The sequence below is a fragment of the Flavobacterium soyae genome (assembly GCF_021245985.1).
Lineage (GTDB): Bacteria > Bacteroidota > Bacteroidia > Flavobacteriales > Flavobacteriaceae > Flavobacterium > Flavobacterium soyae.
Window position 1 is genome coordinate 141,516 of the sequence record NZ_JAJQXA010000010.1, and the last position, 26,551, is coordinate 168,066.

Consider the following 26,551-nt stretch of genomic DNA (forward strand, 5'->3'; position numbering starts at 1 on the left):
GCAAAATGTGCCAAGCGACTTTCGACTTTCGACTTTATGATTTTCAAACGAAAAAGGTATGAAACTTACATTAAAAATATGGCGTCAAAAAAACGCTCAAGATAAAGGAGGGATTGTAGAATATCCTATTGATGGAATCGAACCAGATATGTCTTTCCTTGAAATGTTAGATGTTCTTAACGAAGGTCTAATCAACAAAGGAGAAGAGCCTGTAGCATTTGACCACGATTGTCGTGAAGGAATCTGCGGAATGTGTTCTTTATTCATCAACGGTGAAGCACACGGACCAGACAGAGGTGTTACAACTTGTCAGTTACACATGCGTATGTTTAAAGATGGCGATACGATTTTTATCGAACCATTTAGAGCAAAAGCTTTCCCTGTAATTAAAGATTTAGTTGTTGACAGAAGTTCTTTTGACAGAATTCAGCACGCAGGAGGATTTATTTCTGTAAATACTTCAGGAAATACAATTGATGCAAATACAATTCCGATTAACAAACACGATGCAGATAAATCATTTGATGCTGCAGCTTGTATTGGCTGCGGGGCTTGTGTTGCAACTTGTAAAAACTCATCGGCAATGTTGTTTGTTTCTGCAAAAGTTTCTCAATATGCATTATTGCCACAAGGTAAAATAGAAGCTGTTGATCGTGTTTTAAACATGGTTCACCAAATGGATTTAGAAGGTTTCGGTAACTGTACAAATACAGGAGCTTGTGAAATCGAATGTCCTAAAGGAATTTCGCTTGAAAATATCGCACGTATGAACCGTGAGTATTTAGCAGCAAGCTTGAAAGGATAAGAGAATACAACAATTTAGTATATTTAAAAAACGCATTCATTAATTTGAATGCGTTTTTTTATTTAAGTAGAATACTATTTATAATAAATAAGATTTTAGATTTTTTATTGGTGTACACCTAGAAGTTTCTTAAAAACTATTTAGTAATTTTTTCAAATAATAATATGCTATATTGGATGTTTCAAATTTGAATATATTTTGTGTTTCTAATCAATACTCCATTCTTTTACTAATTCAGGTAATCTTGTCACTACTTCTTTTCCAAAAATTACTTCCGTGACAAGCCCCATATGAATTGAGTCTATTAATCTACATAAGTAAGAGCGTCCTTTGATCCACCATGTAAAATGATCATCGACAAAAAGGTAATGATTTATCTCTCTGCCGGTACTGTTTTTAGCTTCCCATAGTTCCCAACCATCTAATTGTGTTTCGTAGACTCCATCGGCAACTCTGCTTCCGAATGTTGTGGTGTAGTAGTATTCTTTGATTTCCCAAATTGCTTTGGGGTCAATTACAGACGGGAATGCGCCGTCTACTCTTCTGGATAGAGTTCTAATTGGAAAACCATCATGAGTTAATGCAGTTAATTCTTTGGGATTATAATCACAATTTAAATTTCCTTTGTTGCATTCTATAATCATGTTAACTAGTCCGGTTAGATATGAATGGTCTTTTTTTTCGTTTTTTTGCTTGTTGAAAGGAAGAGGGCAAGTTGGTGCAATCTTATCTTTCATTTCATAAAATAACGCTTTTGCTTGGTCCTTATTCATAAGATTTGGTTCGACTTCTTTAGTAAGTAGCTCCCCTCTATATTTTATATAGTCGACAACTAATTTTCCAAAATCCGTAAGGACATTGTCATTAATTAGCCTTACATCTGATAACCCTTCATCAGCAAAAACAGATTTAATTTGTTGTATGGTCGGAACGACAAAGCCACCATCAGGATTTTTTTTTGATTTTGCAATAGTATATCCTAGTCGTTGATTAAGAAGTTTTATATTTGCCCAAAACTCTAAACTTAAATTTTCAAATTTATTATTTGCTTTCATTAATGTTTTTTTCAAATTGAAAGATAAATTCCGATAAACTTACCCCCATGGATTCTACTATAAATTTTAGTTCTACTAAATCTAATCGTCTTTCACCGCTCTCGATTTTACTTATAAAAGATTGAGGGACATTGAGGATTTTAGCCAAATCTATTTGTTTAAGACCTGAACCAACTCTTAGACTATACAAAGTCTTTAGTAGTGCTTTGTGCTCTATACTATTTATACTTTTATCCACATATCAAATTTATATTCTAAAATCGGATATCCCAATTTAGGATAAGGACATATTTTTTCTTAATTTTGAAAAAAAAATAGATCAATTATGCAATTAACTCTCGATACGAAGTTTGCTTTATACACCCCTCCTAAAGGTCAACTATTAAAATGGGTAGGAAACAAACAAAAATTTGCTTCTGAAATTGCAAGATTTTTCCCTGTAGATTTCAATACTTTCTATGAACCATTTGTAGGTAGTGGGGCAGTTTTAGCTACTGTATGTCCAAATCATGGAGTTGGTTCAGATGCTTTCAAACCCTTAATTGAAATTTGGCAAAAACTGAAAGAAGACCCTCGTGGTCTAGTTGAATGGTATGCAATAAATCGAAATCGTCTAGAAAAAGAAGATAAAATAGCTGTCTATGAAAGTGTTAAAGCTTCTTTCAACAATAAACAAAATGGTTTAGATTTCTTATTTCTTACTCGTTCATGTTATGGAGGAATTGTTCGTTTTAGACAAGGAGATGGCTATATGAGTACGCCTTGCGGCCCTCATACTCCTATTTCTGTAGAAAGTTTCAAAAAGAGAGTGTTAGAATGGAGTAGGAGAATGACTAATGTTAATTTTATTCACGCTGATTATAAAGAAATTTTTGCCCAGGCATCAGAAGGAGACTTGATTTATTGTGATCCACCATATAGTCATAGTCAAGGTATTCTTTATGGAGCTCAATCGTTTAAGTTAGAAGAGTTATTTAATGAAATATCTGATGCAAAGAGAAAAGGTATAAAAGTTGCTTTGAGTATTGATGGAACCAAAAAATCAGGAAATTTTTTGTGTGACTTGCCAATACCGGAAAATGTCTTTGAAGAAGAAATATCTATAAGTGTAGGTCGCTCAATGCTAAAGAGATTTCAGATGGAAGGACAAACACTAGAAGAAGAGTTAGTAACTGATAGACTATTGTTGAATTATAAAGTTTAACAAATTTAAAAGCATAAAAAAATGCCCTAAAGGAATTTCTCTTGAAAATATCGCACGTATGAACCGTGAGTATTTAGTAGCAAGATTAAAAGGATAACATATCTTTTTTTGTTTTTACTCATAATACAACTGCGATTCACTTATTTCCTGTTTTTCTTTTCCTTCCTGCTGAATAAAACAAGTTAAAGTAGTTCCTCCAATCTGGTCAAAATAACTAATATTGATTTTATGAAATCCCTTTTCAAGTTTAACAACTCCGTAAGCTTCATTGAGCCAATGAATGCCATCATTGTTTACAACTAATTCATTATCTATAAAAAGCTTCGATCCGTCGTCTGAAAGGGTCGAAATTGTATAATTTGCCGTTTCCGGAATAAAGATATATCCGTCAAATTTTAAGCCGATATAACGCTCGATTTTCGTTTTCCACTTTTCACTGCTGATTTTACCTTCAAAAATGCCTGAATTAACAGGTTTTGCCAATTCTAAATCCTGAACTTGCTGAAATAACGTTCCAGTAAAATAATCGAATTTTAAACCCTTTTTTGTTGGCTTTACCGCTAAAGCCGGTTTCAATTCAGGATTTTTAACCAATATTTTACTAATTGAACTTTTTCTGCCGCTCGGGCTGATTTGAACCGTTTTTATAATTCGGAATTCGCCTTTTGGAATATTTATCGGTACAGGTTTAGTATAAAGTTCTGCAGTTTCATCTGGATTATAACCATCAATAGTATAAAAAATCTGCCCGTTTTTAATCGTTGGCTTTAAGTCCAGAATATATTTTGATGCGATTAAAGCCGTTTCTTCAGATCCAAAAGGAATTGGGACTTTATACATTCTTTTCTGTGCTTCCAGTTTTTCTAAATGATGCGGAATTCTGTTTAGAATAAAACTATTGTAATTTTTATTCTGAGGTTCTGTCCAGGCAATTTCTGCTAAAGCAAATACACGCGGATAAATCATATAATTTAATTTCGCAGGACTTGTCAAATATTCAGACCAAAGATTAGACTGAACTCCCATAATATATTTCTGCTCCTCAACCGTTAAACTGTCTACAGGAGTTGGATTGTAATTGTAGATTTTTTCAACCGTTGTTAACCTTCCAATAGTCAAAGGTTCCTGCGGAGAATAACCTTGATTATAATCTAAATATAAAACCTGTTCAGGATTCATAATTACAAAATGCTTTTGTTTCGCCGCGCTGATTCCGCCAGATTCGCCACGCCATGACATCACCGCTGCATTTGGAGCAAGTCCGCCTTCGAGCATTTCGTCCCAGCCCAGAATTTGTCTTCCGTTTGCATTTAGGAATTTTTCAATTCGGGTTGTTAAGTAACTTTGTAATTCATGTTCGTTTTTCAAACCTAAAGCCACAATTCTTTTTTGGCAGTTCGGACATTCTTTCCATCTTGCTTTTGGGCATTCGTCTCCGCCAATATGAATATATTTACTAGGAAATAAAGCCATAACTTCGGTTAGAACATCTTCTAGAAAAGTAAAAGTTTCTTCTTTTCCCGCGCAAAAAATATCTTCAAAAACGCCCCATGATTCTACAACTTTGTAATTCCGATCCGGAAAACAAGATAAATTTGGGTAAGCTGTTACCGCCGCCGTTGCGTGACCCGGCATTTCGATTTCGGGAATAATATTTACATAATGATCTTCGGCAAATTTTACAATAGCCGCAATTTCTTCCTGAGTATAAAATCCGCCGTACGGATTTCCGTCAAAAAAATAGGGGAATCTTTCAAATTTATTACCCACTAAAGTCTGTGCTCTTTTCGAACCCACTTCGGTCAATTTTGGATACTTTTTTATCTCAATTCTCCAGCCCTGATCGTCGGTTAAATGCCAATGTAAATTATTTAATTTATAATAGGACATTTGTGCAATAAAATCTTTTATAACATCAACCGAGAAAAAATGACGGCAGACATCGAGGTGAAGCCCGCGGTAGTTGTATCTGGGCTGGTCTTCAACAGAAATGCAAGGTAATTTTGCTTCCTGATTTTTGGATTGATTCGGCAAAAGCTGCAATAAACTCTGAACAGCATAAAATAATCCTTCTTCACTTCCGGTTACGGTTATTTTTTTCGACGAAATATTGATTTTATACCCTTCTTTTTTTGAAGCTGCAGATGGTTTTTCGGCAATAAACAAAACCTCAATATTGCTTTTTTTATTTGACGTATTCGAGTTTATAGCCGACTCAAAAATCTGTGCCGTTTTCAATTCTCTTGCGCTGTATTTATTTTTATCAAATACAATTTTAATTTTTCCGTTGATGCGAATGCTGTCTCCGGTTGTTTTATAAAAATTAGGAGCGGGAATAATCGAAATATTATCTGAAGTACTTTGCGCATTTCCGAAAGAAAAACAGAAAATCAAAAAGAGAAATATACTTTTTTGCATGGTTACTTTTTTGTTTTGTGAAACAAATTTAAGGTTTGTAAAATTAGTCTGCATTTTTTTTGCAGAAGGTATTACTGTTTAAATGTCTTTAAAATAGTATAATTAACTTTTTAATTACGTTGTGTTATAATTTGTTTCGCAAGAATATTGCATTTATTGTTTACATTTGTCCTTACAAAAACGAATTTGCATGAATAATGATAATGAAATGGTTAATTACACTAAAGAAGAACGTAAAAATCTTATTTTAAAAGAGATTAACTTGCATACTCGTGTAAGTTTTGAAACCCTTTCGACTAAATTATTTGTTTCAGAAGATACTGTAAGACGTGATATAAATGAACTTGAGTCAGAATCTTTATTGATTAAAGTGAAAGGCGGGGCGATGACAAAAGCGTATCACCATACTTCATCTAATCAAACTTATGCTGGCGAATCTAAAAAAGTTATTGCACAAAAAACTTTAGGACTTCTGCGTGACGGAATGGTTTTACTTATTGGCGGCGGAACGACAATTAGAGAATTCATTCGTTTAATTCCTAATGATTTAAGTTTAACTATTTTTACGGTTACCGTTTTATCTGCGGTTGAACTTCTGGATAAACCCAATGTTAAAATTATCATGATTGGCGGCAGCATTTCGTCGTACAGCCAAATGTGCGTGAGCGGCGATGTTTATAATCAGCTTGCTAATATTAAAGTCGATTTATTAATATTAGGAACCAATGCTTTAGATATTGAAGGCGGTTTCTCAGATTCTGACTGGGAAACAGTTCAGGTAAAAAAAGCAATGATTCAGGCTTCAGAAAAAACAGCGATTCTTACGATTTCTGAAAAACTGGATACGGTTCTAAAAATGAAAATTGCCAACTTATCTGAGGTAGATTACGTTGTGACGGAAGTTGATCCAGACGACGAAAAATTACAATCGTATAAGAAGGCAGTTCCAAGTTTAGTTTTTATTTAATCCCAATTCTTCATTAAAAAGTTGATCCAGTTTTGGTGAAAGATTTTATTTAAATCTTCATCAGAATAGCCGTTGTTTTTAAAAATCAAAACCAACTTTTGCAAATCAGCAATCGTATTTAAATCATACGGAGATTGTTCTGTACCAAAAGCACCATCCAAATCTGAACCTACACCAATGTGATTCGCGTTTCCGGCCAATTGACAAATATGATCCATGTGTTTGAAAACCGTTTCTAAATCACAATTCATTTCCAAAGGCATTGAAATACCTCTCTGCCAATTCGGAACCAGCATCCAGGCATCTAAAGCGCCGCCAATGACAGCTCCTCTCGAAATCAAAGCTTTTATCATTTCATCGCTGTATTGACGATTATGATCCACCAGACTTCTGCAATTGTTATGACTTGCCCAAATTGGCCCGTTATAATGATCTAAAGCCTGCCAAAAAGCATCGTCGCATAAATGCGTTGCATCCAGAATAATATTCAAACGCTCCATTTCTTTTAATAAATCAAGACCATTTTGATTCATTTTTCCCGTTGCGTCCGTTCCGTTTGCGTAACGTCCGGGGCCGTAATGTGCTGGGCCAATCGCTCGTAAACCGTAATTGTATGCTTTTTCTAAATAAGAAATATCAATTATAGAATCTGCGCCTTCTAAACTTAAAATATAGCCAATTGGTTTTTTATCGTTTGGAGTTCCGTCGTTCCACAAATCAAGTTGTTTTTGGAGTGATTTTTTATCTGTAATTGGTGTTATCTCTCCCGCTTCTTCCATGGCTTTGTACCAAGTCAATTGCCCTTGCGTTTGTGCCCAGGCTTGCTCAGGAGAATTCCAACCCGGAATAATACTGCCGGGTTTTACAAATCTTGCAATCTGCGTTGCCACAACAATTCCGATATTGCCGCGTCGCAAATCAGGAAATGAAACCGTAGCACGTTTGCGATCCGGTTTATCTGTCATACCTTTTTCTAAACTACGCAGAGTAGGAACATCATTTCTTAAATCACGGTTCCACTCCATCGCATTCATGCTCAGGTCTAAATGGGCGTCTATTATAAACATATATTTTGACTTAAATTTTATACATTAATTTCTCTGCTTCGGGCGGCAACCTTCCATTGATCATAAATTTGATGTCCTTTATTTACAACCTGAACAGCATCATAAAGCGCACAGGTAGGGCATACATGATAAGGAAGAGCATAAATAGTGCTGCCAATTTTATACTCGTTTTTTCCTTTGTTTTCTAAAATCAAATGTTCTTCAGAATGTGCTGTTGGGATTAGATTTTCATCATTTAAAATCACCAATCGTTTATCAATTGGGTTTTCTGAAGCAACAGCTTTGTAGCCAATATCTATACAAAGCGTTGATCTTGTTGGTTTTGAAATTATGGTTCCAACGATAACTAAAGCAGGTTTGAATTTTTGTTCGGGCAAATGAATATGATAATTAGAATCCCAAAAAACAAATGTTCCCGGACTGCATTCTACATTTTCCTGCGTAGCATAAAACGGAAATGTATTAGAACCGCCGGCAACAATTTTTAATTCATAACCCAGTTTTTGTTCGATTGCTTCTGTTTTTTCTTTTATTTCAGAAAATGAACTTGAAGCCGCATTCGTTCGTTCTTCGGCACTGCCTTTTAAATGGCCGTCGTAAATATGAATTCCTTCAAAATGAAGGTTTTTTAATTTAATAATTTTATCAACTAAAGCCGTCCAATCTTCTGAAATAGAGAATCCGGTTCTGTTCATTCCGGTATTTAAATCCAGATAAACATTCAGTTTTAAATCATTTTTTTTAGCAATTTCATTTAAGGCTTTCGCCGAATCCAGATTGTCTGTAATGGTAGAAAAAGAAGTATCAGGATATTTTTGAATTAACGAAATCCATCTTTCTTTTTTAATCCCAACAGGTTGATAGGCGAGAAGAACATCCGGAATTTCGTGTATTGCTCCTAGTTCGGCTTCGGCAATTGTGGCGCATTTTATTTTTTTGATGTTGTAAATTTTAAACAACTCCAGAATTTCGCCAATTTTATGCGTTTTAATATGAGGCCTTAATTTTTGTGTGTTACCATTTACTGAACCAATAAGGCGTTCAAGATTAAACCGGATACGATCTTCGTAAGCGGCTAAAAATGGCGTATCAATGTTGATATCAGATTTAATTTTCCACCAATTTTCCTGCATAATTTAGTTTCTTGTTTTTTCTACAACTTCAATTAAATTTTGAAAAGCCTGCAATGCCTGCTCATAATTTAAATTCAAAAGCATTTCTTTCGAAAATAAATTAGAACCAATTCCCACGCAGACAACTCCAGATTTAAACCATGATTTTAAATTGCTTTCTTCGAGCGTTACGCCTCCGGTTGGCATTATTTTTAAACTTGGGAAAGGCGCTCGTATCGCTTTTACATATCCGGGACCACCGATTTTATCAGCCGGAAAAAGTTTTACAACCTCGGCACCTAATTTATTGGCATGTAATATTTCGTTTAATGTAGCAGCCCCGGGAATCCAGTAAATATTATTCTTAAAGCAATACGCTCCAATTTCCGGGTCGGTGTGCGGACAAACAATGCAGTCTACCCCTAATTGATGGTATATTGCTGCTTCTTCAACAGACAAAATAGAGCCAACGGCTATTTTAACATCCAGATTATTTGCTTTTTTAAAGGCTGTCATTTGAGTAAAAACTTCTTTTGCATCATTGGCGCGAGCAGCAAACTCGATAATTTTTATGCCAGCATCAGCCGCTGATCGCAATACTATTTGGGCTGTTTCAATGTTGATTTGGGTTACTAACGGAAGTACACCCTGCGTTTTTAAAATGCTGTACATATTCTTTATTTATCTATTAATTCTATTACTTGAGCCGTTTTTAATAAAATGACTTATTTCGTTGAAACTGCTTATGGCGAAATCTCCGTGAATACTTTGTTTGATTACGCCGCAGGCTGCTGCCCATTCAATACATTCCTGCCCGGATAATTTATTGGATAATCCGTATAATAATCCTGCGTTGAACGCATCTCCAGAACCAATTTGGTCGGTTACAACATGTATTTTGTGTTCTGGTGTTTGGTAAAAATTACCTTCATGAATCAATAAACCTTTGTACAAATGCGCCGGCCCGTCTGATTTTCTAAAACTCATGGCGAATGTTTTTAGAAAAGGCATTTTTACTTTTAATAATTCGAATGTTTTTTGAAAACGATTTTCGTCAGATTCATTTTTATCGGTTTTAATTCCGAAATAAATTTCAATCGCATCTAGATCAGCAACCGTAATTGTGCTGTATTGAAGCAAATCTGGCATAATTTCCGACGGATGTTTTCCGTACTGCCATAATTTGGATCGGTAATTAAAATCAGAAGAAATCGGAAGGCCTTTTTTATGTGCTGTTAAAATTGCTTCTTTACAAGCTAAACCTGCTTCGTGAGAAACTCCCGGACTTATTCCTGACCAGTGAAAATGCGTAACATCTTCTAAAACTTCGTTCCAGTTAATTTGATCTTTTTGAATGGTTGCAAAAGAAGAATTGCTTCGGTCATAAATAACCTGCGATTGTCTTATTTGATTTCCGGATTCGACAAAATACAAGCCCAAACGTTCTCCGCCGTAAACACATTTTGAAGTGTTTATTTTGTATTTCTGAAGTTCGTTTAAAGCCAGTTGTGCCAAATCATTTTCGGGTAATCGTGTAATATAATCGGTTTGGATTCCGAGTTGGGAAAGTAAAACACAAACATTGGCTTCGGCACCGCCCACATGAATTTTTATTTCATCTGCCTGTGTAAACCGGTTTCCATTGGCAACATTCATCCGAAGTAATAATTCTCCAAATGTTGCTATTCTTGTTTGTGGGATATTTGTATTCATGTTTTTTGTTTTTTGCCACAGATTATACAGATTAAAAGGATTTCTTTGGATGGTGGTTAAATCTTTTGCCACGAATTACACGAATTTGCACTAATTTTTATGTGCTTGAAGTAAAAAAAGTAATTCGTGAAAATTCGTGTAATTCGTGGCGAAAAAAAATAATCCTTTTAATCTGTATAATCTGTGGCCTATATATTTTTACATAACCACAGACTTAGAATCAAAGTATTTCCTTAACCAATTCAGATTGCTCTTTAATCTTTATCGTCTGTGGCCTATTTTTTAGAATAATTCGAAAACAGCTTCAACTTCAACAGGAATATTGTCTGGTAAAGAACCCATTCCTACGGCGCTTCTTACTCCAATTCCGTTTTCCTGTCCCCAAACTTCAGCAAACAATTCACTGCAGCCGTTTATTACATACGGATGTCTTAGGAAGTCGCCGTTGCAATTCACCATTCCCAATACTTTTATCACTCGTTTTACTTTGTTCAGGCTTCCAAAATTGGTTACAATTGTCGAAAGCATAGTCAAGCCAACTTGTCTTGCGGCTAGTTTTCCTTCTTCGATATCCATGTTATCACCAATTCGGCCAATGATTAAAGATTTATCGTCGCGAACAGGACCGTGACCAGAAAGATACAGGTATTTTCCGTCGACTAAATAAGGTTTATATATACCAAGAGGTTGAGGTGCTGGCGGTAATGAAAGGCCAAGGGTTTCAAATTTTTCTTGTGGTAATAAATTCATGATATTAATGTATAATTGAGTTTAAAATAAAAACGAAAACAATTCCTAAAACAGAGACTAGGGATTCCATAACTGTCCATGATTTGAACGTGTCTTTCAGGCTGATATTAAAATATTCTTTGAACATCCAAAAACTTGGATCGTTTACATGCGAGCACATTAAGCTTCCGGCTCCAACAGATAAAACTAATAGATTGGGGTCGAGACCAGTAGTTTGTAACAAAGGTAATAAAACACTCGCAGTCATTAATCCGGCTGCGGTTGCAGAACCTACACAAACGCGAATAATCGCTGCTATCATCCAGGCCAATAAATACGGATGAATGTTTATTTGTGTTAAGGCCGCAACAATAGTTTCGTTTACACCGCTTACAATCATAACTTCTTTTAAACCTCCGGCACCGCCTACAATTAAAACAATTAAGGCAACATCTTTTATAGCAACTGCATAATCGTCCATTACAGATGTGATGCTTCGGTTCATTCTGATTCCTAAAGTGTAGGTGCAGAGCAATAAAGAAATAAGCATAATCATACTTGGTTCTCCTACTGTTTTGCAAATTTCAATCAGCGTTTCATTGGTTGAAATTAAAGGCAATATTGAAGTTATAGTCAAACCAAAAACCGGAAATAAAGCCGAAAATAAACTAAGTGAAAAACTCGGAAGTTTACCGTGGTTCACCACTTCTTCGACATTTAAAATTTCATGATCCGATTCGGTTTTGATGTTTTTAAGTAAATTAGAAAATAATAGTCCGGCAATAAAAATAGTCGGAATCGCAATTATAATTCCGTAGACTAAAACGAGTCCAATATCAGCTTTTAAAATACTGCTCAAAGCCATTGGTGACGGATGCGGGGGCAAAAAACCGTGTGCTGTTGAAAGCGACGCCAGCATTGGAATTCCCAGATATACTTTTGACAGTTTAAATTGATGGGCTACTGAAAAGATTAGAGGTACTAACAAAACAAATCCAACACTATAAAATAGAGGTATCCCAACAATAAATCCGGTAATCATTAAGCCAAGACGTACGTATTTTCTGCCCGTCCATCCCATGACTGTTTTGGCAATGACATTGGCGGCGCCTGATGAAACGGTAAGTTTCCCAATACAGGTTCCGAAAACAATAATCAGCGTAATAGATCCTAACATTTCGCCCAAACCTTTTTGAACGGTTTGTGACAAAGTACTTATTGGCAGGCCTAAAAACAGACCTGCTAATAAAGCTGTTATGATAAAGGCAATAAACGGATTGATTTTAAGCCAAGCTATTTGTATGATTAAAAATGCAATGCATGCCGTAAGAATTAAAATGCTCATTTATCTTTTGTATTATTAACTCCGTTGAGAGTAATTTTTTATTAAATACATAGAAACATAGATTTTTTTAGTTAGATTAAGAGTTTTAAAAAAAGCCAGCTTTTAACACATAGTAACTATGTTTATTAATGCAAGTGAAACGCCTTTCCAACACTTTCAAAAACTATGTCTCTATGTGTTTAATTACGCCAACGGTTATTATTTTTATTTATCTTTTTAAGGGATTAAAAGTTTTCAATTCGTGCCGTCAGGCACTTAATATCGGTAGAAAACATGAATTAGAATATCCAGCGTGCCGTAGGTACGCAATAGTCATTGTATGTTGCGTACCTACGGCACGCCAACGAATTTGAAACTAATTTTCCACCAATATTAAGTGCCTATGGCACATTTCCACTCTTGATTCTATTATTTATCCCACCAAATTCTTGTTGTAAAAGCGTCTTCACCCTGACGTTTAACCGCTTCTGCTAAGTTAGCTGAATTCACTGAATATTCGCTGGTTGGATATTTGAAACGTCTTGGTATTGTGCCGTTTGTAACGTTACCCGGAAAGTTTACAGGAGTTAAAACAGGATATCCGGTTCTTCTCCAGTTGGCATAAATTTCCTGCTCGTCAACAAATAAAGCCACATAAATCTGCGTATGAATTTGATTCATTTTCTGTGCAAAAGATCCTGCTGCATTGTACGGATTTGCTGTTAAATATGGCGTTGCATCTGGAATAGTGTATGCTACTCCATAAATCCCCATATTTAGGAAAGAAGCCTGCACACCTTTTTCATATAAATCTTTATCAGATGCTGCGTACCAGCCTCTTGCAGCGGCTTCGGCTAAATATAAATTAGTTTCGGCGTTGCTGATTAATACAAGCGGAGCATCGTATTTAAAAACCGTACTTTGGTTTGGTTCAGAATAAGTGGCTTGTTCAGCAGGAGTTGGGGCAGTTTTAGTTCCGTTAGGGAAACCTTTTTGAATGGCAGGCGCTGTATTTTGAGTTGTTCCCTGCCAGACTCCCGCATAAACACTAATTCTTGGATCGGCAGTTGATTGCAATAAATCGATAAATGTTTTAGCTAGTTTTCCGCCTTCTACATTTTTTGTACCGTAAGAACCCGCTGTAAAATCTTGTTTTCTTGAATCGAAACCAACCGGATTTCTATTAAAATCATTTGGTCCATCCGTATATTTCATGATTGCATTATCAGCGGTATTCAAAATTACTCCTCCGGCAATAGCTTTTGTTACCCAGGTTTGTGCCAGTGTAGCATCAACTTTTGTTAATCGTAATCCTAAACGAAGCATTAGCGAATAAGAGAACTTTTTCCATTTCGCAACATCTCCGTCATAAATAAAATCAGATTTACCGAAACTTGTTTTTGCAGGATCTAATGCTGCTGCAGCTTCGTCTAATTCTTTCAGTAAATCTTTATAAATAAATTCCTGAGTATCATATTTTGGAAGGAAAGTTTGTGTCGTGTTTGCTTTTGCAGCCTCAGAGTACGGAATATCTCCATATAAATCGGTCAGTTTATGATATAAATACACTTTCCAGATTCTCGCAATATTTAATTTGTTGCTGTCGTTTGGATTATTTTTTACCTCATTTATTACAATTTCAGTTTCATTTAAAGCCAATGGATAGGCCTGATTGAAATAAGCAGAAAAATAAACTTCGTTGCTTAAATATTTGTCTCCCACACCAGAAGCTTCTTTGTATGTTGCATAATGCTGCAGCAATCCGCCGCATTCCAGAATATTAGTAAAGAAATAATTATTGTTCAATCCATCAAGCTGTGCTTTACTGAAAACAAAATTCGGATTTGGTTTATCAACTGAATTTGGGTTGGTATTGATTTCATCAAAATCATCGTTACAAGCTGTCATGCTTCCTAAAAGCAAGCCTGCGATATATAATAGGGTTATCTTTTTCATGTCTTTTAATTTAATTATTAGAAATAAAGCAAGCTTAAAATTTGACATTTAAGTTTAAACCGAAACTTCTTGTTTTTGGTACTCCAAATTGTTCTACACCTTGAGCATTTCCGGCACTAAATACAGATTCAGGATCTACGTTTGGTGTTTTCTTGTAAAGAATGAATAAGTTTCTTGCCACAAATGAAATCGAAGCGCCCTGAAGTTTTGATAATCCTTTTATTTTCTCAATAGGTAAATCGTAACCCAGAATTACTTGTCTTAATTTGATGAAACTTGCATCATAAACAAATTCAGAAGAAATGTTTCTTAAACCATCATAATACGTTCTTAGGTTTTCAGGAGCAATTACCATATCAACCGGATTTCCGTTAACGTCAACACCTTTAATTGGCAACCCGCTTTCACGACCTTCAAGCGTTAATTTTGTCAATCCCATACGAGTTCCGTATAAGTTAGTTCCAGAATATAAGCTTCCGCCAAATTTCCCGTCGATTAAAAAGCTCAATGAAATGTTTTTGTATTTGAATTCGTTGGTAAGTCCCGCAGCCCAAGGATGAACACCCTGACCTAATTCTTCAAGTGGTCCCTGCGCAATAGTTGCAGATCCGCCGCTTACATTATAAACCGTATTTCCGTTAGCATCTTTACGAGGTCTGTACCCTTTTATAATACTGTACGGACGTCCAACATCACTTGTAATCGTTACATATCCGTTTACAGAAGTTGCCATTGTAATTGAGTTTAGTTGATCTGTAAGTGCTTCGACTTTGTTTTCGTTGTACGATCCGTTGAAACTTGCGTCCCAGGAGAACTTATCAGAATTGATAATTTTACCGCTTACTAAAAACTCAACCCCTCTGTTTCTCATTTTTCCTAAATTCAATAAAGCAGTATTAGCTCCAGAAGCTGTAGAAATTGTAGTTTCAACAATATCGTTTGTAGTCGCACGGTTGTACCACGCAAAATCAAGATTTAAACGATTATTAAAGAATCCTAAATCTGTTCCAATCTCAAATGTTGTAGAAGTCAACGGACTTAAAGTCGCATTTGGAACTCTTGAACTTGTTGGCCCCTGAACCTGCTGACCGTTATGTCCGCCCTGAATCATAGAATATGATTGGTTCAAAGCATAAGGATCTGGCGTTGCACCTCCCACTTGTGCCCATGAACTTCTAAGTTTAGCAAACGAAACAAATTCAGGCATTGTAAAAATGTCTGAAACAATTATACTTGTTCCAACAGAAGGATAAAATACCGTATTGTTTTCTTTTGAAAGGGTAGAAAACCAATCCTGACGGCCTGTTACATTTAAAAATACAATGTTTTTATAATCAAAATCGGCAGCACCGTAAACCGAGTTGGTTTTAGTTTTTCCGTAAGGATAACTATAAGCCAAGGTTGATAAATTGCTTAAAGCGTAAAAATTGTCTAATACAAAATTTGAACCTTCAACTCTGGTTTCGTCTCTCAATGTAGTTCGAGAATTAACTCCAACTAAAGCATTTAAAGAGAAATCATTAAAAATATTCTTTTTGGTATAATTAAGAATTGCTTCAGAATTTAGATTGGATAATTTCATTTTTGAACCCTGCGCATATCCAACCGGATTGTTTAAAGTTGTTTTTGGAATGTATCCGAAGAAATCATAATCGGTATAATCTTGTCCAATTCTACCTTGAAGGAATAATTCAGGAGTGAAATTTACTTTTACGTTCAGCATCCCAATGAAACGATTTTTTGTGTCTTTGTTTTTAATTTTATTGACAACAAAATAAGGGTTTGTTGCTACTGCAACAGGATTCCATGCTTCTTCAACTCCGTTTTCATCATAACCCGGGGCAAGATTTCGAATATCAACAGTATTGGCAATCATATAAGTCCCCCAATTTGGATTTGCCTCTGCATCAGAAACCGTTACTCTATTGTTTGATTTTTCTAAATTATATTGTGCTACGACATCAAATTTCAACCAGTTTGTTAAGTTCACATTACTCGCAATATTGATGCTTTTTCGGTTAAAATCAGAATTTGGAACCACACTTTGGTTGTCCATATTTGAGAACGAAAGACGGCCTGTAGCTTTTTCATTTCCTCCAGATAAAGCAAGAGAGTTAATGAATGTTGTTCCTGTTTCGTAGAAATTTTTAATGTTATTTTTTTGTGCAACATAAGGTCTTGAAACGCCGTCAAACTGAACTACGCTGCTTCCGTCAATTTTAGCACCCCACGACCAGCGTCCGGCTGCAACAGCTTCTGCCTGCGTGGTTGGTTTTTTTCCGTTTGCTCCAGAACCGTATTCATACTGCCAGTCTGGTATAATCGAAGGCGTTTCGAATGTAAATGAAGAATTATACTCCACTCCAATTCCTTTTTGAGCAGAACCTCTTTTCGTTTGAATCAAAATTACACCGTTTGCTGCATTTGCACCATAAAGTGCGGCAGCCGTTCCGCCTTTTAAAACCGTAATCGTTTTAATATCATCAGCATTGATAACAGAAGTTCCGTCACCACGATCCACATTTATTCTTGTTGAACCCGCACCATTTCCAATTCCAGGTAAATTAAGCTGTGTATTATCAATAGGTAAATCGTTAACTACGTACATTGGCTGGTTATTTCCGTTTAAAGATCCGTTTCCACGAATTACAACTCTCGTTGATCCATTTGCTCCGGTTGAGGTACTGCTCACGTTTACTCCGGCAATTTTTCCAACCAATGCATTCGAAATATTAGTTTCTTTTGCTTTTGTAAATTCAGTTCCTTTCAATTCAGTAACCGCATAAGCAACAGCTTTAGTGCTTTTTTTAACTCCAAGTGCAGTAACTAAAACTTGCTCTAAAACATTTTCGGCAGGTTTTAATCGAATAGTTAAATCTGAAGTTTTGAGTAAGGCAAATGATAAAGTCTCATAACCCATGTAACTTATAATAATATGAACTTCGTTTTCAGGAACCTTTAGTTTGAATTTTCCGTTTTCATCAGATATTGCTGCTATTTTATTATTGCTCTCGGCATAAATTGTAGCTCCGGCAATTGGCATTCCATCATCCTGACCTAATATTTGGCCCGAAATCTCAACTTGATTGCTTTGTTGTTCAAAAAGATGCTTTTTTATTGCAGTCTCTTTGGCGTTTGTGGAGAAGATGATTCCTCCAATAAACACTAATGAAATAAGCTTTGTTTTCATAATAGTTTGGTTTTCATGTTTTTCTTTTGGTTTTTTATTGGCAAATCAAATATATAGATTAATTCCAAACACCTGCATTTTTTTTGCAATAAATGCATTTTTTTTGCAATAAGATTTATTCATGTATTTTTTAAATCTAAAAATTACCTGAATTATAGAGGTGTTTTGAGAAAATTTTGCAGAATGAGCTTTTTCATTAAAAAAATAATTTTGGCTGAAAATTCGTATTTTTGAAAAATGAAAATCGCACTTATTCAATCAGAACTGGTTTGGGAAGAGGCTTCTGCAAACAGAAAAAACTTTGAATCGAAAATAAAACAGATCGATCAGCAGGTCAATTTGATTGTTTTGCCTGAAATGTTTTCGACAGGATTTACTATGAATCCTTCGGCAGTTGCCGAAACGATGGATGGGAAAACTGTTTTGTGGATGAAAAGTATGGCGAAAGAAAAAAATAGTGCCGTTACCGGAAGCGTGGTCATTACCAAAAACGGCAACTATTATAATAGAATGTTATTTGTTTTTCCGTCGGGAGAAATCCAGTATTATGACAAGCGTCATTTATTTACGTTAGCAGGAGAAGATAAATTTTATACAGCAGGAATTCACAAAGCAATTGTTGATTATCTGGATTGGAAAATCTGCCTGCAGGTTTGTTATGATTTACGTTTCCCTGTTTTTGTGCGAAATGTAGAAAACTACGATTTACTTTTATATGTGGCCAACTGGCCAAAAGTACGCACCAATGCCTGGGACGCTTTGCTTAAAGCGCGCGCCATTGAAAACTTAAGTTATGTGGTTGGTGTAAACAGAATTGGGCTTGACGCCAATAATTACGAGCATACAGGACATTCGCAGGTTGTTGATTTTTTAGGAAATTACATTTTAGAACCACAAGAAACAGAAGATGTTTTTGTGGTTGATTTAGATAAAAATGAAATGCTGGAAACTCGTAAAAAGCTCGATTTTTTAAGCGATAAAGATGTTTTTGAGATTAAAACCTAGAAAGCTTTTCGCTGCTTTTCCTCTTTTTTCTTCTTTTTCGCGTCTTCTTTTTTCTCAATTTCGGGACTATACGGAATATTTAAATCTACACTCTGATCAACATCCCAATTGCTGCGGACATCGACTTCCTGTTGATAATAGAAAACTTCCTCGGCATATCGTTTGTCGAGAAAACTTCCGGCATCGTACATTTTGTTTTTATTATCGTCGTAAATAATCCTAACCGTAAATTGAGTTGGTACTAATAAGTTGAATTCAATTTTACTACTTCCTTCAGAATATTCGCTGGCTAAAACTTCGTCGCCTTTTTTGTTGGTTATTTCAAGAATGATAGGGAAGCGCTTTACATTTTTCAAATTCAAAACTAAATTTCCGTAATCGGCAGCTTCTTTTGTCGCTAATTTATACGATAAAGTATCGTTTGTTTTATCATAGAAATCAGTCAGCGCGCCTGGGAAAAATGTAAAATTGTATTTTTCTAAAGGTTCTTTTTTGAAATCGACATACAGTTTCTGATTAAATTCATCATATTCTGTAGTAAAATCAACAGCTGTTGAATCTTTATTAACTAATTTAATTTTTGATTTATCGAACTTCACCAAAGGCGTTTCGGTTTCTAAAGTAAATCTTTCTCTAAAATTAATTATCCCGTTTTGAACCGCTTTAATGTTTAAAGTGTCCTTTTTTTGGTCTTTTACTTTAAAAGTAAATCTCTTTTTATACGTATCACGACTTACTTCTAAAGATAAAGAATCGGCTTTTAAAGGTTTATACCAAACCTGAAGCGAATCTTTTTTAGGAAACTGCGTTACAATGGTTTCAAGAATCTGATCGTTGTTTTTAAGTACAATAGTTGGTTTTTTGATCTTGAAATTTTGTTTTCCTTCATATGGTAAAAGCAATCTGTTGCCTGATGCCTGAATTGGTTTAAATGCTTTTAACGGAAGTGTTTCCTTGAATAATTCCAAATCAAAAACCGTATCATTTGGCACCGTAATAAAATGTTTGATAAACCCAATTTTATCATCTTTTGGGTTGTATTTATTATTACTTGATTTATCTTTTAAAGCAACCAAAAGATATTTTCCGGCCTTTAAGTTTTCAAACTGAAAAGTTCTTAAACTGTCTAAAGTATTGGTAACGTAACGCGGAAAATCTTTGTAAATAACAGAATCTTTGTATTTATCATTTGCTTCATACAACATTACCGAAACAAAATTATCTACCTTTTTTTCATATGCATCCTTAATACTTCCTTTAAGTTTCAACGAATCAATATAAGATCCTGTTGAAAAAACATATTTAAATTGGTTTATTGCATTTCCTTCGTTATTATCAGTAATACTTTGTCCAAAATTAAAACTATAGGTTGTGTTTGGCTGTAAAGTGTCTTTGATTTGAATCTTCAAAAATTTACTCACTCCCGTTGGTGAAATCAACGGTTCGTATTTCATTGGCGGTGAAATAATAAGCTGTTTGTTGAGGTTTTTCAGTTTCACATATTCATCAAAAACGAGCGTAATTTCGTTTCCTTTAAACTCAGTGTTGAAATTTTTAGGAACACTCGAAACCAAAACAGGAGCCAAAGTATCTTTTAATCCGCCAGTTATACTGCCTCTTTTGGCGCAGCTCATCATTAATAATACCAATAAAAATGAAATGTATTTGAGTTTGCTTTTAAACATAGCGATTTTTAAATTTGATTGCACAAAATAACAATTATATTTGCTTTAATTGAAATTTTTTGGCCATTTATTAGGATTTACAGCTTTTAGATTTACTTCTTTTTTTTAAATTTGAAAGAAACGATAGGCTATAATTTCTTACTTTTGAGTTCAAATATAATTTCTTCCGGTTTTGATAAAAAGATTTTTTTTGATTGTAATGGTTGTTTTGTTTTCTGCCTGCAGTAAAAATGACAAACCTCTAATTGCTTTTTATTATTGGAAAACCAATTTGAAGTTTTCTCAAACAGAAAAGGAAGTTTTAAAAGACAATGACGTTCACAAATTGTATGTTCGTTATTTTGACATCGGACTTCATCCTGAAACGCAATCTCCAATTCCCATAAGTCCAATTCATTTTCAGGAAAATACCCAGAATTTTGAAATTGTTCCCGTGGTTTTTATTCAGAATAAAGTAATGCTGCAAACCAATCTTGATATTGAGGATCTGGCTAAAAAGACCATTCGTTTAATTGATGAAATAAATAAAAAGAATAAAATTAATTATGCTGAAATTCAAATTGACTGCGACTGGACCTTAAACAGTAAAGACAATTATTTGAAGTTTATTGAACAGATTAAAAAGCTTTCGCAGAAAAAACTCTCAGCAACAATCCGGCTTCATCAGGTAAAATATTTCAGAAAAACGAAAATCCCAAATGTAGATCACGGTGTTTTGATGTTTTATAATATGGGAACTATTGCGCCGGATTCTCTAAATTCTATTTACAGCAAAAAAATCTCGGCCAATTATTTAAAGAGTTTAAAGAAATATCCACTTGATCTCGATTATGCATTGCCGATATATTCGTGGGCAGTTCACATTAGGAATCAAAAAGTTATTGGACTTCGCTCGAAACTGAATTTCAGCGAACTCAAAAAGGATAAAAACTTCGTTCAGATAAATGCTGTTTTTTTTAAAGCCAGACAATCAAATTATAAAAATGGGGTTTATTATGAAGAAAACGATCTCCTTAAAATAGAATCAATTTCTGCCGAAGATTTAAAAGAAATGGGAGAAGATTTAAGCGAAAACTCGGCGAAAGCCCCAAAAGAAATTATATTTTACGATTTAGACGAATTCAATTTAAAAAGTTATGAAAAGAATATTTTTGAGCAAGTTATTTCTTGTTTCTAGTGCCACGATACTTTCTGTTTACGGAATAATATACGCCTGCGGCGGCGGAGACGATTGGGATTTTTTCGGCTACAATTCTAATTTCACGCCCGAAACTTTTGCAGATAAATCGTATTCACCCTTGTTTTTAGCCGGAGATATTTTTTACGGAGTTGGTTTTGATACCAAACATAATTCGCGTTTCAATGAAAACATAAAATCAGATTGGGGAACTTATCTAAAAGGTGTTGTTGATACTACGACGGTAAATTATTTTTTAATTGGAGATGATAAGCCAAGATACTATTCTGATGAAAAAAACACGATAAAAAACAAAGAAGAAATTACAGATTTACATGTTTTTTATAAAAACAAAAAGCAAAATCCTTCCTCTATAAAATGGGGTAAAAAAATGCCTTTGAAAGACGCAAAAGTGAAAAGCTTTGTTGAGTTTTTGTATTTGGCACAAAAAATTGAAACCGTTTCAATTGGCGAAGATTATTGGAGTTATGATCCTGTTGTGGCCAAAACTTTTAATGATTCGCAGATGATCCAGTCGATCGAAAATGTTTACAACACAACTGCAGATCCATTCTTGAAAAACAGATATTGGTTTCTAACGATGAAAGCTCGTTTTTACAGCAACAGTAAACAAAAAGCAATTGACTTTTTTAATAAAACCGAGAGTTCTGTTCCTAAAAATGTATTGTATTATCGTGCACTTTCGTACGTTGCCGGAATTAATTATCAGCAGAAAAAATATGCAGTTTCTAATTATTTGTATGCACAGGTTTTTGACAAATGCCCGGAATTGAGAATTGTAACGGCGTATAGTTTTCATCCAAAAAATGAAGCCGACTGGACAAAATCGCTGGCAATGGCAAAAAATAATAAAGAGAAAGCAGCGCTTTGGGCGATTCACGGATTTTATAAAGATGAAAAACAAGCCATTGAAAAGATTTATGAATTAGATCCAAAAAGCGAACATTTAAATTATCTGGCAACGAGATTGGTAAACAAGCAAGAAGAGGCACTTAATAATTCATTTCAGCAAAAGGCAGAAGAAAATCAGCCGGTGAAAAACCAAACGATTGCCGAGAATAAAACCGAAAACCAATCTAAAATAGATAAAAGTGCATTTGATTTAGTTGCCAAAATTTCGGCTGCTGATAATACGGCAAGACCTTATTTATGGGATTTGTCTTTGGGATATCTGCAGACTTTAAAAGGTGATTATGCAAATGCTGATAAAAGTTTTGATAAAGCGGTAAAAACACTCCCTAAAACAGAATTGGCGGGAATGCAGCTTCGCTTATTGCGCTTTGTAAATAATTTGAATAAAATTGATAAGCTGACGGATAAAAACGAAAAAACAATTCTGGCCGATTTAAACTGGCTGTATTACGAACTTCCAAAAACGTATAAAGGAGGAGAGTTTCGTTATCAAAACGCTTCTTCATGGAGCAGAAATTATTTGTCTGCGCTTTATAAAGGAAAATCAGATCCGGTAATGGCGGAGATTTTTGGAGAATCGCGTTACAGTTATTGGAATGACGGAAATGCGTTTTATGATAATGAAAAGAATCTGCTGGATATAAAAACATTTTTGGCAAAGCCAAATAAAACCGAGATCGAGAAAATTGGAGCCGGAATTTATAGTTTGAAATTGAAAGATATCAGTAATTTTCAGGCAGTTCAGGCGACTTTTAAAAATAAAATTCCAGAAGCGATTGCTTTTATGAAGGAAACAGATTCTGTTCAATATTATAAATTTTTAGGAAATCCGTTTAACGGAAGCATTAAAGATTGTCACGATTGCGATCATGCGGCGTATCAAAAAAGGAAATATACTTTTATTGATTTTTTAAATACAGTAAAAGAAATGCAGGATAAACTGGCTCAAAAAGAAGATGTTTACACAAATAGTTTATTGCTGGGAAATGCATTTTATAATATTTCGCATTTTGGAAACGGAAGAACTTTTTATGAAATCAGTATTGTAGGCTATGGTTCAAGTCCGTATTCGTTTAGAGATTCCATGAAAAAAATGATTACCAATTGTGACGTTTCTAAAGCTTATTATCAAAAAGCACTTCAGGCAGCAGCGACAAAAGAGCAAAAAGCAAAATGTGTGTATTTGATTTCGAAATGCGAGCGAAATGAATATTACAATAACAAATACAATAATGTTACAAATTGGTGGAGTGTTGAGGGTGATAAAATTAATTTCATAGCCTGGAACGGTTTTAAAACGTTGAAAAAAGATTATTCAGACACTCAATACTATAAAGACGTAATTGCTGAATGCGGTTATTTTAATACTTACATTAATCAATAATAAAAAATCATGGTTAATAAAATTGAACATATCGGGATCGCGGTAAAAAACATGGATGATGCCAATGTATTGTTCGAAAAAATGCTTGGCGTTCCATCTTATAAAATGGAAGCGGTAGAAAGCGAAGGTGTTTTGACTTCGTTTTTTCAAACCGGAAATAACAAAATTGAGCTTTTAGTGGCGACAAACCCGGAAAGTCCTATTGCAAAGTTTCTGGAAAAGAAAGGAGAAGGAATTCATCATATCGCTTTTGATGTTGAAGATATTCATGCCGAAATTTCTCGTTTAAAAAATGAAGGTTTTGTGCTGATAAACGAAGTTCCGAAGAAAGGCGCCGACAATAAATTGGTAGTTTTCCTGCATCCAAAGAATACAAATGGCGTTTTGGTTGAGCTTTGTCAGGAAATTAAATAAAAAACATCACTTTTTGAATTTAAATAAGGTCTTGAAAATCAATCTTGTTTTTAAAACCGAGGCATTGAATTGAAATTAAATGTAAATCATGTCTTAAAATATTTGGAGTGAACGAAAAATAGTAGTAATATTGCATCCTCTAAACCGGTCCTATAGCTCAGCTGGTTAGAGCACCTGACTCATAATCAGGTGGTCCCTGGTTCGAGCCCAGGTGGGACCACTTCTTTAGAAATAGAAAGCCTTTACAGAAATGTAAGGGCTTTTTTGTTTTTAGCTAATTGCAGATTTTTATTTATTTTAAAAGGATGTGATTTAATACTATTGATCTTAATAGGAATTAAAAACAACTTTATAGTGTTTTTATTTTGTTTTTAATTCAATTTAACAAACTATATAGTTGTTTTTTTGTTTTTTATTGCTTAGTTTTGTCAAATCTTAATTGATAATTTTTTAACTACATGAATCAAAGCGATGTTAAGAGTTTCTTAGCAGATTTTAAGGCAAATATGAGTGCTTTTGGAATTATTTATGCAAATAGAGATAAAAACATACAAACATTAGCAGATTTAGAGATAACTCCAAAATTTAGAGATAAAGTTTTATCAGAATTAATAGTTGACGATTATTGTCAAGGACCTTTAACAAATGATCAATTTGGTGTTAGCCCAATGTGGGTTTTCGGAGTAAATGTAAAAAATCAGGAAGTTTATATTAAAATTACAATACTGCCAACAAAATCATTTTGTATTTCATTTCATATCTCTGAACATCCCTTAAAATATCCTTTTAAAACCATTTAAATATGAGAAGTCCATTTACAGGTAGTGAAATGACCTTAGTAAAAGAGAAGAAAAAATTAATATTTAGAAAAGAAGAATTTATATATACTCATCATTCTTATTATTGTGAAGATAGTAAAGAAAGTTTTACAGATACAGAATTAGATACATTAAATTTAACACAAGTATATAATCAGTATTTAGATAAGTATAATTTGCCATTTCCAGAGGAAATTGTGAAGATTAGAAAAAAGTATGGTTTACCAGCAAACAAAATGGGGCTTTCTTTAGGTTTTGGTGTGAATACCTACAGGAATTATGAAAGTGGAGAAGTCCCGAGTTTAGCAAATGCTAAGCTTATACAACTTGCAAATAACCCTAAATCGTTTCGATTACTTGTAGAGGAAAGTCAAGGTGTTTTTGATGATATGGAGAAAGTAGAGTTGTTAGAATATGTTGATGATTTGATTCAAAAAGAAAGAAAAAATCATTTTAGTGTTGATTTTCAAAATTATATTTTAGGTGATAGTAGTCCTGATATATATACAGGTTATAAATCACCAAGTCTTGAGAAATTGACGGAAATGATAGTTTTCTTTACTCAGCATTTGAGTCCTTTAAAAACAGTGATGAATAAATTACTTTTTTATGCAGATTTTTTAAGTTTTAAAAAAACCTCTTTTTCCATAAGCGGAATAAGATATGTGGCGATTGATTATGGACCTGTTCCAAATAATTTTCAAACTATTTTTGAGAAATTGCAGAGAGAGAATAATTTTAAAATTAATATGTTAGATTATGGCAATGGTTATTATGGAGAAGAGTTTAAAACAATTGAGAACAGACTATTTAATCCTGAATGTTTTACTGAGGCAGAAGTGAATACTTTGGAAGAAATAGTAAAAAGATTTAATGGAATGTCTAGAAATGAAATAGTGAAATTAAGTCATGAAGAAGAAGCTTGGATTAAAAATTATCAAGATGGTAAAAAGCTAATTGAATATTATTATAGTTTTGATCTAAAGCACGTCTAGAATGAAGTTTCGTTTAAGAAATTATAAAGCAAAAAAAAAGTCTTTACATTTCTGTAGAGGCTTTTTTTTTAGTCGTCTCATTTTTAGTAAGATCGAATAGCCTTCAAAAGAAAAATAAAGTAACTTTATGTTTCAAAGACAATTTTAATCTTAACGAAATGGATAATTTAACTCCCGAACAACGGAGAAAAAATATGCAGGCCATAAAAAGCAGGGCAACTACGCAAGAAGTCAGGCTTGCTAAAGCTTTGTGGGAATTGGGTTATCGCTATCGAAAGAATAATAAAAAAATATTCGGTAAACCGGATTTGACTTTTGCAAAGTATAAAATCGCCATTTTTATAGACAGCGAATTTTTTCACGGCAAAGATTGGGAAACGCAGCAATTGCGAATTAAATCAAATCGGGACTATTGGATTCCGAAAATCGAACGAAATAGGAAGCGTGATATTGAAGTCAATGCTTTTTTAATTGCTGAAAAATGGAAAGTGATTCGGTTTTGGAGTAAAGAAGTTCAAAAAGAATTGGATACTTGTGTAGCAAAAATTCGGGAAGAAATAGAATCTTCAAAAATAAAAACAGAAGAAAAAAAGAGTTGAT

22 protein-coding genes, 1 tRNA gene and 1 pseudogene are annotated in these 26,551 nt (G+C 34.2%); 12 read left to right on the top strand and 12 right to left on the bottom strand.

Annotated features, from left to right (window positions below):
• The first annotated feature begins 58 nt into the window (after positions 1-58).
• Complete coding sequence (locus LUU93_RS14155; protein WP_232681795.1) at positions 59-805, top strand: succinate dehydrogenase/fumarate reductase iron-sulfur subunit; 747 nt, start codon at positions 59-61, stop codon at positions 803-805.
• A 206-nt stretch (positions 806-1,011) separates the two neighbouring features.
• Here LUU93_RS14155 and LUU93_RS14160 read toward each other — a convergent pair whose 3' ends face one another.
• Positions 1,012-1,860 carry a DUF7687 domain-containing protein gene (locus LUU93_RS14160; protein ID WP_232681796.1) on the bottom strand — a complete coding sequence of 283 codons (849 nt, stop codon included), beginning with the start codon at positions 1,858-1,860 and terminating at the stop codon, positions 1,012-1,014.
• On the bottom strand, positions 1,847-2,098 hold the full coding sequence (locus tag LUU93_RS14165) for a helix-turn-helix domain-containing protein (protein WP_232681797.1): 252 nt from the start codon (positions 2,096-2,098) through the stop codon (positions 1,847-1,849). Before LUU93_RS14165 ends, LUU93_RS14160 begins: the two co-directional genes overlap by 14 nt.
• 87 nt (positions 2,099-2,185) lie before the next feature.
• On the opposite strand from LUU93_RS14165, the gene LUU93_RS14170 reads away from it, so the two are divergent.
• The gene (locus LUU93_RS14170; protein WP_232681798.1) at positions 2,186-3,064 is read left to right on the top strand and encodes a Dam family site-specific DNA-(adenine-N6)-methyltransferase; all 879 of its coding nucleotides are present in this window, start codon (positions 2,186-2,188) and stop codon (positions 3,062-3,064) included.
• Between the two features lie 19 nt (positions 3,065-3,083).
• Positions 3,084-3,161 (top strand): annotated as a pseudogene (locus LUU93_RS14175) (succinate dehydrogenase/fumarate reductase iron-sulfur subunit); the annotation flags it as partial.
• Between the two features lie 17 nt (positions 3,162-3,178).
• On the opposite strand, the gene LUU93_RS14180 reads toward LUU93_RS14175, so the two are convergent.
• Entirely contained in the window at positions 3,179-5,482 is a 2,304-nt protein-coding gene (locus tag LUU93_RS14180; RefSeq protein ID WP_232681799.1) for a family 20 glycosylhydrolase, read from the bottom strand.
• 190 nt (positions 5,483-5,672) lie between these two features.
• On the opposite strand from LUU93_RS14180, the gene LUU93_RS14185 reads away from it, so the two are divergent.
• Positions 5,673-6,449 carry a DeoR/GlpR family DNA-binding transcription regulator gene (locus tag LUU93_RS14185; protein ID WP_232681800.1) on the top strand — a complete coding sequence of 259 codons (777 nt, stop codon included), beginning with the start codon at positions 5,673-5,675 and terminating at the stop codon, positions 6,447-6,449.
• Here the strand turns inward: LUU93_RS14185 and LUU93_RS14190 are convergent.
• From LUU93_RS14190 to LUU93_RS14225, 8 genes are all read right to left on the bottom strand, one after another.
• Positions 6,446-7,516 (bottom strand): dipeptidase, encoded by a 1,071-nt coding sequence (locus tag LUU93_RS14190; RefSeq protein ID WP_232681801.1) that lies wholly within the window; start codon positions 7,514-7,516, stop codon positions 6,446-6,448. The two genes, LUU93_RS14185 and LUU93_RS14190, sit on opposite strands and share 4 nt — an antisense overlap.
• A gap of 17 nt (positions 7,517-7,533) precedes the next feature.
• Positions 7,534-8,649 carry a D-TA family PLP-dependent enzyme gene (locus LUU93_RS14195; RefSeq protein WP_232681802.1) on the bottom strand — a complete coding sequence of 372 codons (1,116 nt, stop codon included), beginning with the start codon at positions 8,647-8,649 and terminating at the stop codon, positions 7,534-7,536.
• Between the two features lie 3 nt (positions 8,650-8,652).
• Positions 8,653-9,300, bottom strand: coding sequence for a beta/alpha barrel domain-containing protein (locus tag LUU93_RS14200; RefSeq protein ID WP_232681803.1), 648 nt, complete (start codon positions 9,298-9,300; stop codon positions 8,653-8,655).
• A 9-nt stretch (positions 9,301-9,309) separates the two neighbouring features.
• Positions 9,310-10,341 (bottom strand): sugar kinase, encoded by a 1,032-nt coding sequence (locus tag LUU93_RS14205; RefSeq protein ID WP_232681804.1) that lies wholly within the window; start codon positions 10,339-10,341, stop codon positions 9,310-9,312.
• A gap of 282 nt (positions 10,342-10,623) precedes the next feature.
• The gene (locus LUU93_RS14210; protein WP_232681805.1) at positions 10,624-11,091 is read right to left on the bottom strand and encodes a RidA family protein; all 468 of its coding nucleotides are present in this window, start codon (positions 11,089-11,091) and stop codon (positions 10,624-10,626) included.
• A 4-nt stretch (positions 11,092-11,095) separates the two neighbouring features.
• On the bottom strand, positions 11,096-12,415 hold the full coding sequence (locus tag LUU93_RS14215) for a GntP family permease (protein ID WP_232681806.1): 1,320 nt from the start codon (positions 12,413-12,415) through the stop codon (positions 11,096-11,098).
• Positions 12,416-12,823: 408 nt separating this feature from the next.
• Positions 12,824-14,350, bottom strand: a complete 1,527-nt coding sequence (locus LUU93_RS14220; protein WP_232681807.1) for a SusD/RagB family nutrient-binding outer membrane lipoprotein — start codon at positions 14,348-14,350, stop codon at positions 12,824-12,826.
• Between the two features lie 34 nt (positions 14,351-14,384).
• Positions 14,385-17,540 carry a SusC/RagA family TonB-linked outer membrane protein gene (locus LUU93_RS14225; RefSeq protein WP_232681809.1) on the bottom strand — a complete coding sequence of 1,052 codons (3,156 nt, stop codon included), beginning with the start codon at positions 17,538-17,540 and terminating at the stop codon, positions 14,385-14,387.
• A gap of 237 nt (positions 17,541-17,777) precedes the next feature.
• On the opposite strand from LUU93_RS14225, the gene LUU93_RS14230 reads away from it, so the two are divergent.
• On the top strand, positions 17,778-18,545 hold the full coding sequence (locus tag LUU93_RS14230; protein WP_232681810.1) for a nitrilase family protein: 768 nt from the start codon (positions 17,778-17,780) through the stop codon (positions 18,543-18,545).
• On the opposite strand, the gene LUU93_RS14235 is transcribed toward LUU93_RS14230, so the two are convergent.
• On the bottom strand, positions 18,542-20,230 hold the full coding sequence (locus LUU93_RS14235) for an Ig-like domain-containing domain (RefSeq protein WP_232681811.1): 1,689 nt from the start codon (positions 20,228-20,230) through the stop codon (positions 18,542-18,544). The two genes, LUU93_RS14230 and LUU93_RS14235, sit on opposite strands and share 4 nt — an antisense overlap.
• A 199-nt stretch (positions 20,231-20,429) precedes the next feature.
• On the opposite strand from LUU93_RS14235, the gene LUU93_RS14240 reads away from it, so the two are divergent.
• The 7 genes from LUU93_RS14240 to LUU93_RS14270 all read left to right on the top strand — a co-directional run bounded on the left by LUU93_RS14240 (position 20,430) and on the right by LUU93_RS14270 (position 26,550).
• Complete coding sequence (locus LUU93_RS14240; RefSeq protein ID WP_232681870.1) at positions 20,430-21,407, top strand: hypothetical protein; 978 nt, start codon at positions 20,430-20,432, stop codon at positions 21,405-21,407.
• A complete protein-coding gene (locus LUU93_RS14245) occupies positions 21,367-23,724 on the top strand; it encodes a hypothetical protein (RefSeq protein ID WP_232681812.1) in 2,358 nt (785 codons plus the stop codon). The genes LUU93_RS14240 and LUU93_RS14245 overlap by 41 nt, the downstream gene beginning before the upstream one ends.
• Before the next feature lie 9 nt (positions 23,725-23,733).
• Complete coding sequence (gene mce, locus LUU93_RS14250) at positions 23,734-24,138, top strand: methylmalonyl-CoA epimerase (protein ID WP_053473314.1); 405 nt, start codon at positions 23,734-23,736, stop codon at positions 24,136-24,138.
• Between the two features lie 146 nt (positions 24,139-24,284).
• A tRNA-Ile gene (locus LUU93_RS14255) sits at positions 24,285-24,358 on the top strand.
• A gap of 238 nt (positions 24,359-24,596) precedes the next feature.
• Positions 24,597-24,938, top strand: coding sequence for a hypothetical protein (locus LUU93_RS14260; protein ID WP_232681813.1), 342 nt, complete (start codon positions 24,597-24,599; stop codon positions 24,936-24,938).
• Between the two features lie 2 nt (positions 24,939-24,940).
• Positions 24,941-25,951 (top strand): type II toxin-antitoxin system antitoxin SocA domain-containing protein, encoded by a 1,011-nt coding sequence (locus tag LUU93_RS14265; RefSeq protein ID WP_232681814.1) that lies wholly within the window; start codon positions 24,941-24,943, stop codon positions 25,949-25,951.
• A gap of 158 nt (positions 25,952-26,109) precedes the next feature.
• On the top strand, positions 26,110-26,550 hold the full coding sequence (locus tag LUU93_RS14270; RefSeq protein WP_232681815.1) for a very short patch repair endonuclease: 441 nt from the start codon (positions 26,110-26,112) through the stop codon (positions 26,548-26,550).
• Position 26,551: the final 1 nt, after the last annotated feature.